This window comes from Paraburkholderia gardini, from assembly GCF_907164575.1.
GTDB lineage: Bacteria > Pseudomonadota > Gammaproteobacteria > Burkholderiales > Burkholderiaceae > Paraburkholderia > Paraburkholderia gardini.
The window spans coordinates 99,850-112,558 of record NZ_CAJQYY010000022.1 but is presented as its reverse complement, the minus strand read 5'-3'; the positions used below and the strand labels follow the sequence as shown (position 1 = coordinate 112,558).

Below are 12,709 nucleotides of genomic sequence, written 5' to 3'. Positions count from 1 at the left end.
GCTGGACGTCAGCTGGTCGATATCGTTGATGTGGTAAGCGTAGTTACCCGCGACGGTCTGGCTGCCGGTCGAATAGTTGGCGCCGAGATAGTCGGTGCTGAACGTGTACTGACGACCCATCGTGAACGAGCCGATGTTGTCCTTCGTCACGCCGACATACGCCTGGCGGCCAAACATCGCGCCGCCCTGGCCGAGTGTTCCGTTGCCGCTGTTGAAGCCGCTTTCGAGTACGAAAATCGCCTTCAGGCCGCCACCAAGATCTTCGGTGCCACGCAGGCCCCAACGGCTGCCAGACGCTACACCGTCGTCATATTTGACGAGATCGTCGTGCGAATTGCCAACCTTGGAGTGGTTCGCATAGCTGATACCTGCGTCGATCAACCCGTACAGTGTCACGCTGCTTTGCGCGTGAGCCGCGCCTGCGAACGTGGCGAGAATAGCAGTGGTCAGTACTTTCTTGTTCAAGACGTTTCTCCGATTAGAAAAGATGCGATCGACACGCCACGCTCTACGGCTGGTCATGCGATGGCCCGAAATGTAAGCGACTGCCGGGAACTGAATATGACAGGCCAGTTATTTTTTGAAATGTGTCGCATGCGCACGACAGGCGCCGTTTCTCATCGACGAATTCGAGCAGGGCATGCGCGCATATGCTCTGCGTGAGCGGCTGCATATGCGTATGACAATTCATTGGTTATCGCCGTGGCTGCACCGTGTGACGATGCCCATCCAACATTCATGGATTCAACGGGGAACGTATGCAGCGCAGAACACTCATCAAGACGCTCGCCGTGCTGGCGGCAGCAGGTGCCACGCTGGCGACAACCCTGGCCCGTGCCGACGACAAGGTCATCAAGGTCGGCACGATGAGCGGTCCCGATGCGCAGATCTGGTCGGTGGTGACGAAGGTCGCGGCGCGCGACGGCCTGACGCTCAAGGTGATCGAGTTCAACGATTACGTGCAGCCGAACGCCGCGCTCGATGCGGGCGATCTCGATGCGAACGGCTTTCAGCATCAGCCGTTTCTGGACAGCCAGATCAGACAGCGGGGCTACAGGATCGTGAACGTCGGCCTGACCTATACGTCGCCGATGGGCTTCTACTCGAAGAAGTACAAGTCGCTGAAGGACCTGCCGGAAGGCGCGAAGGTTGGCATCCAGAACGATCCGTCGAACGGGAACCGTGCGCTGTTGCTGCTGCAGAAATATGGTGTGATCAGGCTGAAGGCGGGCGCTGGGGTAAACGGCGTCAACGCGACACCGCTCGACGTCGCGGAAAATCCGGAGAAAATCAGGCTCGTGGAACTTGATGCCGCGCAGTTGCCGCGCGCACTCGACGATCTCGACGCCGCTTCGATCAACACCGACTACGCGGTGAAAGCCGGTCTGCAGCCGACGAAAGACGCGATCGGCATCGAGGACCTGAAGGGGCCGTACGCGAACCTGATCGCCGTGCGCGAGCAGGACCGCAACAAGCCGTGGGTGAAGAAACTCGTGGCGGCGTACGAATCCGACGACGTGCGCCGGTTCCTCGACACGCAGTTCAAGGGCGCGATTGTGCCGGCGTTCTAGCGCGCTCCCGCGAAACGCGGATGTCCAGACGAAAATCGCCCGCATTAGCGGGCGATTTTCATGGGCGCAGCGGTCATGAAACCACAGAAGCCGTGCTACGCGTCATGCCGACAGCAGCGACCCCGTGCGATACGCCTTCGCGCCTGCCACACGCGCCACTTCCAGCCCGGCGGTCGCGAAGCGCGCGGAATGCCGCGCGTACAGCACGCCGGCCACCGCATTCTTCAGCGTCGCGACATGGCCCGTCAGCGGATCGATGATATCGGCGATCTCGGTGCCTGCATCGACCCACGTGCCCACCTGGGCGCCCGGCCGGTACACGACGACACCCGTGATCGGCGCGACGATGGGTTCGTTGCCGGCGAGCGGCGTAGCGGCGAATTCGAGCGGCGGCATGTCGGCTGCGGTGCCTTCGATCACGCCACGATGCGTCAGATATTCGATGATGCCCTGCGCGTCGCGTTCCGCGAGTTCATACGACACATCGCGCTGGCCGCGCAGTTCGATCGTGACCGACACCGAGCCGTTCGGAATCGGGAAACGGTCGCCGTAGTGGCTACGCAGATCCGACCAGATGAAACTGTGGATTTCGTCGAACGGGTTGCCCATTGAATCGACCGCGAGCAGCGACGCCTTCGAATCCAGATAGCGCGCGAGCGGTTCCACTTCCGGCCAGATGTCCGGGTTCGTGTAGATGTGCATCGCGGCTTCCCAGTCGCAATGCAGGTCGAGCACGACGTCGGCATCGTACGAGAGCTTTTGCAGTGCTAGCCGCTGCGACTCCAGTTCGTTCTTCGGCTGTTGCGCGTCGAGGCCTTCGCGCATCGCGAGGCGGATGGCCTGACGGTTTTCGTCGACGTCGTGTGTGAGACGCGCTTCGATCACAGGCTGCACGAGCCCGGCCAGATCGTAGAAGTTGCGGTTGAAGTTCTGGCCGCTGTTCGCTTCGAAGCGTCCCGCCAGATGGCTGTGTACATGCTGGTTCAGGCCGATCGGATTGGCGACCGGCACGAGCACGACTTCGCCGCGCACCTTGCCGGCCGCTTCGAGCGCGGCAAGCTTCTGGCGCAGGACATGCGCAACCAGCATGCCGGGCAGCTCGTCGGCGTGCAGCGACGACTGGATATAGATTTTCTGTCCACCGCCGGCGCCGTAGTGAAAACTCGTCAGGTTGCGCGCGGTGCCGAGCGTCGGGGAAATCAGCGGATGGGTCTGGGTTTGCATGGTTCTTCAGACGCCGCGAGCAGCAGGCAGGCAGCGTTTTCGGTTGGTTGCAGGGGATGAAAGCGTTGACAAAGCGAGCGAAAAAATCGTGATAACCAGCGAGTTCTGCTGTCACGAAGCGGGCATGAAGCGGAAGACACGTCGTGACGCTTCGTACACGAACTGGCTGCGAATCATTCGATCTTAGCCGATTCTGGCGAGGCAGCGTGGTTTCTCCGTCAGGCGCGGCGGATGCCGCGTGCCGCGCCGGCCCGCGCCGGCCAGCTGGAGAACGCGTCGTGGCGCCCAAAACAAAACGGGCTCCGCCTGTTCGCGGAGCCCGTTTCCTCAGACCTCGGCGGCGCGCCCGAAGACGTGCCGTCGTGGATCAGCTGCCGTACACGTCGAAGTCGAAGTACTTCTTTTCGAGCTTCTTGTAGGTGCCGTCCTTGATGATCTCAGCGATAGCCTTGTCGACCTTCGCCTTCAGATCCGTGTCTTCCTTGCGCATGCCGATGCCAGCGCCGTTGCCGAGGATCTTCGGATCGTCCAGATCCTTGCCCACGAACTCGAAGCCAGCGCCGCGCGGCGTCTTCAGGAAGCCGATCTCAGCCTGCACTGCATCTTGCAGCGCTGCGTCCAGACGGCCCGACAACAGATCGGCATAGACCTGATCCTGGTTCTGGTACGGCGTGACCTTCGCGCCCTTGGCTTCCCAGTAGGTCTTCGCGTAGGTTTCCTGGATCGTGCCCTGCTCGACGCCCACGTTCTTGCCCTTCAGCGATTCAGCCGTCGGCATGATGCCCGAACCCTTCTTCGCGATCAGGCGCGTCGGCGTGTTGAACAGCTTCGACGAGAAGGCGATCTGTTCAGCGCGCTGCGGCGTCATCGACATCGACGACAGCACGCCGTCGAACTTCTTGGCCTTCAGGGCCGGGATCATGCCGTCGAAATCGTTTTCAACCCACACGCACTTTGCCTTCAGGCGCTCGCAGATTGCGTTGCCGAGGTCGATGTCGAAGCCGACCAGTTTGCCGTCCGGGCCTTTGGATTCGAACGGAGCGTAGCTGGCGTCGACGCCGAAGCGGATCGTGGACCAGTCTTTAGCGTGTGCGGTAATCGAGACGGTGGCAAGCAGGGCAACCGTCAAAGTCGCCAGCAGTTTTTTCACTTATTTACTCCTCGGAGTGGTTCAGATTGCCCCGCATGGGTTGTGCCGCCGCGGAACACTACCCGGCGCGAGTCGCGACCGGACATGGTTATTGTCTGCCAGCGTGGGCCAGCAGTGCGCGCCAAGCTTACCAAGAAAAAAAATCCGTGTAGCTAGTGAAACACCGGATAGCAAACGGGCGTGCTCTTTCGGCGTCGATGTGCACTTGCAGCAAAAGCGCTCTGAAGATCCGGATGAAAGGCGGATGACAGCTTTGCATTGACGGCTGGAGTCAGGCCCACGCCCCGTGCGTACCACGGTGCACGGCGTCGCCACGTCACGCGGTGCGGCCGGAAACCGGCGGGTTTCGATCTTCGGCGTCGCGCGGCGGCTTTCATCGACGCGCCAGGCACGCCGGACGCGGCTTTGGAGCATGCCCTCTATCGCGGGGGCGATGTGTCGCGCGCGTTAGAATGCATCGAGGCAAGCGGCCATCCGTGGGCCTGACTGGCGACGTCAGGCGTTTTACCCCGTTCAATGGAGACTCGATGAGCGGCCAGTTGATTTACGTAATGGGGCCATCCGGCGCGGGCAAGGACTCGCTGCTCAGCTTTGCGCGCGAGAAAATCCCCGGCGAACCCGTTGTGTTCGCGCATCGTTACATCACGCGTTCGGCAGGCGAGGGGGAAAACCACGTTGCCCTGACGCACGAGGAATTCGAGGCGCGCTCGGCGCTGGGCCTGTTCGCGCTCGAGTGGTCGAGCCACGCATTGCGTTACGGCATCGGCATCGAGCTCGATGCGTGGCTCGCACGCGGCTGCACGGTGGTCGTCAACGGTTCGCGGGCGCATCTGGCGAAAGCGCTGGCGCGTTATCCGCGCGCAGTCGTCGTGCATGTGAATGCGGCGCCCGATATTCTCGAAGCGCGGCTCGGCGCCCGGGCGCGCGAAACGCCGGGGCAGGTTGCCGAACGGCTGGCACGGCGCGCCACCTTCACGTTGCCACAGGGTGTCTCGCTGACCGTGATCGATAACTCCGGTGCGCTCGAAGAAGCGGGGCACGCGTTCGTCGAAGTCGTGCGGCGCGCGGCGACGCGACGATAGCGCCGCCGGCATCTGAATTCGTGCCGTGCCGTGACCTGACCTGACGTGACCGGCCTACAGAAATCCCATCGCCGACGCCTTCAGCGTGGCCGCCGCGCGCGTCGAGCACTCGAGCTTGCGGAACACGCTTTCGACGTGCGTGCGCACCGTGCTCGGGCTCAACTCCAGTTCACGCGCCGCTTCCTTGTTGCTGGCACCGCGGCTGATCGAACGCAGCACGTCGATTTCGCGCGTCGAAAGAGGCACCCCCTGAGGCCGGTAGCGCAGCCCCTGCTGCGGCGTCGGGCCTGACGCGAGCAGCGTTTCGACGACTTCCGCGTCGAAGCGGCCCTCGCGGGCGTCGGTGCGTAGCGCTTCGGCGGCTTCGGGATCGGTCAGCGCATCGCGCCACGGACGCGCCGAGCGCAGCGCCACCCACGCCACCGATGCCGCGAGAACGCGCGCCTCCAGCGTCAGCGCCTGGGCGCCCACGCTACGAAAGTAGCCGGAGCCGTCCAGCCGTTCATACGCGTAGGACGCCAGTTCCGCCGCCTGCGCGAGCGCGCCGGTCTGCTTGCCGGCGCGCGCGGTCCAGTACGGCACGAGGCGCACTTTTTCCCACGCCGACGCCGACAGGCGCGTGGCGGTGTTCCATACCGCGTTCGGTACGGCGGCGCGGCCGATGCCATGAATCAGGCCCGCGTGATAGACACGCTCCTGCGTCTGCGGCCCGGTTCCCAGCCGCTTGCAGCATGCGACGGCCGTCGCGGCCACGGCGCGCGAATAACCCGTCATCCACGGCAGCTTCAGGTCGATCACGTCCGCGATCAGTTCGGCGGAGGTGGCCTCTCGCATCGGCGGCGTCAGCAGCGCGTCGTCGAGACGCGATATCGGCATCGCGTCGAGCGTGGCCAGCCATTGCGCCGCGTGATCGACGGCAAGCGAAGCGAGCCGCGCGGGATAGCGCGCATCGGCGCGTTGTGCGATCAGCGCGAGCGCGCGCTCGAACCCATAGATGCGGCTGAAGATTTCCAGGTCGCCCGCGAGCGCGACGACGAACACGGCGAGCGGCACCGAGCCGCCCGCCATGCGATCGGGCAGGCCGGTGCCGTCCCACGCCTCGAAAATGTGTCGCAGCGCCGTTTCTGTCCCGCTCGCGAGACCCATCATGTGTGCGACTTCGCCGGATACCTCGCAGTGAATCTTCGCGAAAGGCGTCATCGCGGCGCTCGTGCCGCCTCGAGCGTCGAGCGCGCTGTCCCAGTCGGGGCGCAGCGCAAGCATCGCTTCGCGGCTCGCGATGTCGTCGCCGAGCGCATCGGCGAATTCCGGCGCGTTCGCCGTGCAGCCTGACCAGCGCAGCAGCGACGCTTCGCGCACCGTGTCGCAGCCGGCCGCATCGAAACCGCTTGCCTGTGCGAGTTGCGCGGCGAGCCACGCGGTGCGCAGCGAGTGATCGGTGGGTTGCCCCATGCTCAGGTCGCCGATGAAGGCGAGTGCCTTGACGGCGTCGAACACCCGAATCGCCGATCCATTGTCCTGCTGTGTCTGCATGCTCCGCTGCGCCTCCCGAACCGGCCGTCTTGACGGTGCCTACTATAAACGTGCCAGGGAATTCCAGCCGATGGGTCGGTCATTCGACCGATACCGCGGCGACGCTCGCCCTGAGATAGTCCGTCTCAATCCAACCGAGGCGAGGAAGCCCATCATGAATACGCTGCTGAAAAAAGTCCTGACGTCCGCGCTGCTGCTTGGCAGCCTGTTTTCGCTGCAAGCGGCACACGCCGCGCCCGCGCAGGACCTGAAGGGCAAGAACGTCGTGCTGGTACACGGCGCGTTTGCCGACGGATCGAGCTGGGACAAGGTCATTCCACTGCTCGAAGCGCGCGGTCTGCACGTGGTCGCGGTGCAGAATCCGCTCAGTTCGCTGAACGACGACGTCGCCGCGACACGGCGCGTGATCGAGCAGCAGGACGGCCCGGTGGTGCTGGTCGGCCATTCGTGGGGCGGCGTCGTGATCACGCAGGCGGGCAATGAAGACAAGGTGAAGTCGCTTGTCTATGTGGCGGCATTCGCGCCCGACAGCGGCCAGTCGATCAACGACATGCTGAAGGGCAAGCCGGCGCCGGCGTGGGCGAGCGCCTTGCAGAAGGACTCCGCGGGCTTCCTGACGCTGTCGACCGATGCCGTGATCCATCAGTTCGCGCAGGATCTGCCGCCGGCCCAGGCGCGCCTCGTCGCCGCGACGCAGGGTCCGTGGTTCGCCGGCTGTACCGATGACAAGGTGACCACGGCGGCATGGCACACGAAGCCGTCGACGTTCGTGATTACCGGCATGGATCACATGATCGATCCGCGTTTGCAGGAAGCGATGGCGAGCCAGATCGACGCAACCGTCACGCGGGTCAGCGCGAGCCACGTCGCGATGCTCAGCCAGCCGAAAGCGGTGGCGGACGCCATCATCGCCGCGGCGAGCAAGGTGCGGTAAGTGTTGTTGAACGGGTAGGGCGCATCCGCGTCGTGCCCGTGCAGAGGGATACGCCCACGCGAAGCCCGCGCCTCGCGTGGGCGTGCGCGCCTGTTCGCGTGGCGATTCCGGCCGGCCGGCGCAGGCTGGTTTTAGCGTTCGGGCAGGAACGGGCATCGCATCGAAGCTGGACGGCGTCGATATAATGCTGGCAATTCGCCGTGATATACGGCGCGACCTGCCTGATACGACTGGAGTCAGTGATGAACGTAGCACGGCGTTTTGCCGAAATTGACGACCTGGTTCCCGCCGCCGAAAGCCTGCGCGAGATTCGCCACCACATTCACCATCATCCCGAACTGGCGTACGAAGAAGTCGCCACTGCGGCGCTCGTCGCGGAAAAGCTCGAGGCGTGGGGCTGGCAGGTGACGCGCGGCGTCGGCAGGACGGGCGTGGTGGGTACGATGAAGCTGGGCGCAGGTACACGCAGCATCGGGATTCGCGCCGACATGGACGCGCTGCCGATCGTCGAGCAGACTGGCCTCCCGTACGCGAGCGGCACGCACGGCAAGATGCACGCATGCGGCCACGACGGCCATACGGCGATGCTGCTCGGCGCCGCGCAGCATCTCGCCGCGACGCGCCGTTTTTCGGGCACCGTGCATCTGTATTTTCAGCCGGCCGAAGAAACCGGCATCGACAGCGGCGCGATGAAGATGATCGAAGACGGTCTCTTCGAACGTTTTCCGTGCGACGCCGTGTTCGGTCTGCACAATCATCCGGGCGCCGAGCCGGGCAAGCTGCTGTTCCGCAAGGGCGCGTTCATGGCAGCCGGCGACAAGGCCATCATCAACATCGAAGGGGTCGGCGGTCATGCAGCACGGCCGCATCTGACAGTCGATCCGATCGTGATTGCCGCGAGCATCGTGATGGCGTTGCAGACCGTCGTCGCGCGCAACGTCGATCCGTCGCAACCGGCGGTCGTGACGGTGGGTTCGATGCATTCGGGCATCGCGAACAACGTGATCCCCAGCTCGGCGAAGCTCGAACTGAGCGTGCGCTCGTTCAGCCCGGAAGTGCGTGCATTGCTGAAACAGCGCATCACGGAGCTCGCGGAAGGCCAGGCGGCCAGCTATGGCGGCAAGGCGACTGTCGAATACATCGAAGGCTATCCGGTCGTCGTCAATTCGGACGCGGAAACGGAATTCGCGATCGAAGTGGCACGCGAACTGGTCGGCGACGACAAGGTGGTCGCGCACACCGACCTGCTGATGGGCAGCGAGGATTTCGCGTTCATGTTGCAGAAGCGCCCCGGCACGTTCCTGCGCATCGGCAACGGCGTCGGCGAAGACGGGTGCATGGTGCACAACCCGCATTACGATTTCAACGACTTCAATTTGCCGGTGGGCGCCGCGTTCTGGACGCGCCTCGTCGAGCGGTTTCTCGAGTAGTTCGCCGACGTTCGAACGCGATGCAGCGCGTTGCTAGCCGCGTCGTGCGACCATGTCGGAGACGGTCTGCGCGGCGTGCTGCAGCGGTTCCAGAAACGCCTTCACCATCTGCTTTGCTGAATTGCGCTGCGCGTTGCCGCTGATGTTCATCGCCGCGATCACGCGGCCCTGGCGGTTGCGGATCGGCGCGGACAGCGAGATCAAACCACCTTCCAGTTCCTGGTCGACAATCGCCCACCCCTGGCGGCGCACCTGTGCGATCAGCTTTTTCAGTTCTTCCTTGTCGGTCACGGTGCGCGGCGTGTGCGCGTAGAGTTGCGTCGCACCGAGCGTCGCGTCGAGCGCGTCGTCGTCGAGCGCGGAGAGCAGCACGCGGCCCATCGACGTGCAGTAAGCCGGCAGACGGCTTCCGATCGACAGGTTGATCGTCATGATCTTGTGCGTCGGCACGCGCAGCACATAGACGATTTCCGTGCGGTCGAGCACGGCCGCCGAGCAGCTCTCGTGCACTTTCCCCGACAGTTCCTCCATCACCGGTTCAGCGAGATTCCAGAACGGCATCGACGTCAGATACGCAAAACCGAGATCGAGGATTTTCGGCGTCAGCCGGAAGAGGCGCCCTTCGGCTTCCACGTAACCGAGCGTCTGCAACGTGAGCAGAATGCGGCGCGCGCCAGCGCGTGTGAGCCCGGCTGCGGCGGCGACGTCGGTGAGCGTCTGTTCGGGGCGCTCCGCGTTGAACGCGCGGATCACCGCAAGGCCGCGTGCAAACGACTGCACGTACGAATCGCCCGGTTTGTCGGGTGCTTCCGGGGTTTGCGCGGCGTTGGCGGACAGCGACGGGGACGCGGGAAGAGCTTTGCTCATGTGCCTCAGGGAAAAAGCGATGGCCGGCGGAGTGGCCTCGAAAGCCGAGACGATAGCGTATGACCCGCGTTTCGCCAACCTTGACGACACCTCAGCGGCGCCGGGACCGCGACTCTTTGTATGATAGACGGACGAAAACCCGTCATGCAGGAGACAGCACGATGCCGCGCTTTGCCGCCAACCTCACGATGATGTACAACGAACACCCGTTCCTCGATCGTTTCGGCGCCGCGGCGCGTGATGGCTTCAAGGGTGTCGAGGTGTTGTTCCCGTACGCGTTTCCCGCTGCCGGTCTGAAAGCGCGGCTCGACGAACATCAACTGACGCAGGCGCTCTTCAATGCACCGTGCGGCGACTGGGCCGCCGGCGACCGGGGCCTGGCATCGGTGCCGGGGCGGGAAGACGAATTCCGGCGCAGCATCGACACGGCGCTGGAATACGCGCGCGTGCTGGGCAACCGGAGGCTGCACGTGATGGCCGGACTGATCGCCGCGGACCAGTCGCGCGAACGTCACCGTGAGGTTTATCTGAAGAACCTCGCGTACGCTGCGCAGGCCGCCCAGGCCGACGGCATCACGGTCGTGATCGAACCGATCAACACGCGCGACATGCCGGGTTTCTTTCTGAACCGTCAGGACGATGCGCAGGCCATCTGCGCGGAAGTCGGCGCATCGAACCTGAAGGTGCAGTTCGACTGCTATCACTGCCAGATCGTCGAAGGCGATCTGGCAGTCAAACTCAGGCGCGATATGGCGCACATCGGGCATATCCAGATTGCAGGCGTGCCGGAGCGGCATGAGCCCGATATCGGTGAAATCAACTATCCGTATCTTTTCGAGCTGATCGATTCGCTGGGCTATGACGGCTGGACCGGTTGCGAATACCGGCCGCGCGCGGGCACGTCAGCCGGGCTCGGGTGGCTCAGGCGCTGGCTGTAACGCGTGCGACGCCGGGACCAGAAACGCGACCATACTCATACGGGCGGCGTGGGCTTTTTCGGCACATTCCGCACTGCACGTATGCCTGCCTTTGCATCTGATGCAGCTTGACACGGGTCGCCGGTAGACCCTACTATCCAGTCTAAATGTTCGCTATTCGATATATTGTTCGTATATAGAACATATTTTGAATCGCGATCCAGTCCTTCCAGTCCCGCGATGAGCGGCGTGGGACGTTGAGAGAATCTGTTCCGCTCATCGCGAACGATGCCAGGCTGTCGGGCGGATTTCGCGTCAGGCGCCGGCTGGAAACACAAAGCGGCGCAGCCTGCAAATGGAGACATCACATGACCGAAGCTTTCCTGTGCGATGCAATTCGTACGCCGATTGGCCGCTATGCGGGTGCGCTGTCGTCGGTTCGCGCCGACGATCTCGGCGCCGTGCCGCTCAGGGCGCTGATGGAGCGCAACAAGGACGTCGACTGGTCGGTCATCGACGATGTGATTTACGGCTGCGCCAATCAGGCGGGTGAAGACAACCGCAACATCGCGCGCATGTCGCTGCTGCTCGCAGGGTTGCCGCTGGACGTGCCGGGTTCGACGGTCAACCGTCTGTGCGGCTCGGGCATGGATGCCGTCGGCATCGCCGCGCGCGCGATCAAATCGGGCGAGGCTGCGTTGATGGTCGCGGGTGGCGTCGAAAGCATGAGCCGCGCGCCGTTCGTGATGAACAAGGCCGGCAGCGCGTTTTCGCGGGAAGCGGCGATCTACGACACGACCATCGGCTGGCGCTTCGTCAACAAGCTGATGAAGCAGCAATACGGTGTCGACTCGATGCCGGAAACCGGCGAAAACGTCGCGCAGGATTACGGTGTGAGCCGCACCGATCAGGATGCGTTCGCGATGCGCAGCCAGCAGAACGCGGCGCGCGCGCAGCGCGACGGCACACTCGCGCAGGAAATCGTGCCGGTATCGGTTGCGCAGAAGAAGGGCGACCCGACCATCGTGTCGCAGGACGAACATCCGCGCGAAACCAGCCTCGAAACGCTGGCGAAACTGAAGGGCGTCGTGCGCCCCGATGGCACGGTGACGGCAGGCAACGCTTCGGGCGTGAACGACGGCGCCGCGGCCCTGCTGCTGGCGAACGAAGAAACCGCGAAGCGCTTTGGCCTCGTGCCGCGCGCACGCGTGCTCGGTATTGCGACCGCAGGCGTCGCGCCGCGTGTGATGGGCATCGGCCCGGCTCCGGCTACGCAGAAACTGCTGGCGCGTCTCGGCATGACGATCGACCAGTTCGACGTGATCGAACTGAACGAAGCGTTTGCGTCGCAAGGTCTCGCGGTGCTGCGGATGCTCGGCGTCGCCGATGACGACGCGCGCGTGAATCCGAACGGCGGCGCGATCGCGCTGGGCCATCCGCTCGGGATGAGCGGCGCGCGTCTCGTCACCACCGCGATGTATCAGTTGCAGCGCACGAAGGGTCGCTTTGCACTGTGTACGATGTGTATCGGTGTCGGTCAGGGCATCGCTATTGCGATCGAGCGGGTTTAGGGTTTTTTTGCTGTAGCGCTTCCTAAGCGTGGAACGGGCACCCGTGGTGGCTAGCGGTTTAAGGAGTGGCCCGGGCCGGTCGGCAGGTTCATTGAAAGCCCCCGGCCTCTGGCGCCAGTCCCTTACCGTGCGTGTCGTTGCCCGAGATTTGATTTAACGCTGAGCCCCGCCAGTCCTGGATTGACCGGACTTGTCTTGCTCCAGAAATATTTCCCTGCCGGAACCCGGCGAAGTCCCCGCCGGGCGACATTCGCCGCGGTCTGTCGACGCTGGGGGCGAGCGCCCTTCACCGACCTCACAGTGAACCGTAGTGCCAGTCCCTGGGCAATTTGCTCAAATTCATTAGTCACTGTGCCTATCTGCTCAGTATCTGCTCAAAATTTGATTTATCTGCTCATTTTGATAGTATCCGCTCAATACTGAGCAGATA

Annotated in this window: 11 protein-coding genes; 6 read left to right on the top strand and 5 right to left on the bottom strand. The window is 63.6% G+C overall.

Going from position 1 to position 12,709, the window contains the following annotated elements; all coding sequences use genetic code 11:
* The coding region (locus LPA34_RS18785) for a porin (RefSeq protein WP_228980992.1) at positions 1–465 on the bottom strand (465 nt) is incomplete at its 3' end.
* A 293-nt stretch (positions 466–758) separates the two neighbouring features.
* Here LPA34_RS18785 and LPA34_RS18780 point away from each other — a divergent pair.
* Positions 759–1,571, top strand: a complete 813-nt coding sequence (locus LPA34_RS18780; RefSeq protein ID WP_228980989.1) for a MetQ/NlpA family ABC transporter substrate-binding protein — start codon at positions 759–761, stop codon at positions 1,569–1,571.
* Between the two features lie 102 nt (positions 1,572–1,673).
* Here the strand turns inward: LPA34_RS18780 and LPA34_RS18775 are convergent, their stop codons facing one another.
* Both LPA34_RS18775 and LPA34_RS18770 read right to left on the bottom strand, forming a co-directional pair.
* Positions 1,674–2,795 carry a succinylglutamate desuccinylase/aspartoacylase family protein gene (locus tag LPA34_RS18775; protein ID WP_228980988.1) on the bottom strand — a complete coding sequence of 374 codons (1,122 nt, stop codon included), beginning with the start codon at positions 2,793–2,795 and terminating at the stop codon, positions 1,674–1,676.
* A 367-nt stretch (positions 2,796–3,162) separates the two neighbouring features.
* Positions 3,163–3,945 (bottom strand): ABC transporter substrate-binding protein, encoded by a 783-nt coding sequence (locus LPA34_RS18770; RefSeq protein WP_228980986.1) that lies wholly within the window; start codon positions 3,943–3,945, stop codon positions 3,163–3,165.
* 527 nt (positions 3,946–4,472) lie between these two features.
* Between LPA34_RS18770 and phnN the strand changes: the two genes are divergently transcribed.
* The gene (phnN, locus tag LPA34_RS18765; protein WP_228980984.1) at positions 4,473–5,027 is read left to right on the top strand and encodes a phosphonate metabolism protein/1,5-bisphosphokinase (PRPP-forming) PhnN; all 555 of its coding nucleotides are present in this window, start codon (positions 4,473–4,475) and stop codon (positions 5,025–5,027) included.
* Positions 5,028–5,081: 54 nt separating this feature from the next.
* Here the strand turns inward: phnN and LPA34_RS18760 are convergent, their stop codons facing one another.
* Entirely contained in the window at positions 5,082–6,560 is a 1,479-nt protein-coding gene (locus LPA34_RS18760) for an HD domain-containing phosphohydrolase (RefSeq protein WP_228980982.1), read from the bottom strand.
* Between the two features lie 154 nt (positions 6,561–6,714).
* Here LPA34_RS18760 and LPA34_RS18755 point away from each other — a divergent pair, with 154 nt between their 5' ends.
* Positions 6,715–7,494: an alpha/beta fold hydrolase gene (locus LPA34_RS18755; RefSeq protein WP_228980981.1), complete on the top strand. Its 780-nt coding sequence runs from the start codon at positions 6,715–6,717 to the stop codon at positions 7,492–7,494.
* Positions 7,495–7,736: 242 nt separating this feature from the next.
* Complete coding sequence (locus LPA34_RS18750; protein WP_228980979.1) at positions 7,737–8,924, top strand: M20 aminoacylase family protein; 1,188 nt, start codon at positions 7,737–7,739, stop codon at positions 8,922–8,924.
* 33 nt (positions 8,925–8,957) lie between these two features.
* Here LPA34_RS18750 and LPA34_RS18745 read toward each other — a convergent pair whose 3' ends face one another.
* Complete coding sequence (locus tag LPA34_RS18745; protein WP_228980977.1) at positions 8,958–9,791, bottom strand: IclR family transcriptional regulator; 834 nt, start codon at positions 9,789–9,791, stop codon at positions 8,958–8,960.
* A gap of 161 nt (positions 9,792–9,952) precedes the next feature.
* On the opposite strand from LPA34_RS18745, the gene otnI reads away from it, so the two are divergent.
* Complete coding sequence (otnI, locus tag LPA34_RS18740) at positions 9,953–10,729, top strand: 2-oxo-tetronate isomerase (RefSeq protein ID WP_228980976.1); 777 nt, start codon at positions 9,953–9,955, stop codon at positions 10,727–10,729.
* A 347-nt stretch (positions 10,730–11,076) separates the two neighbouring features.
* Entirely contained in the window at positions 11,077–12,279 is a 1,203-nt protein-coding gene (gene pcaF / locus LPA34_RS18735) for a 3-oxoadipyl-CoA thiolase (protein WP_228980972.1), read from the top strand.
* The last annotated feature ends 430 nt before the right edge of the window (positions 12,280–12,709 follow it).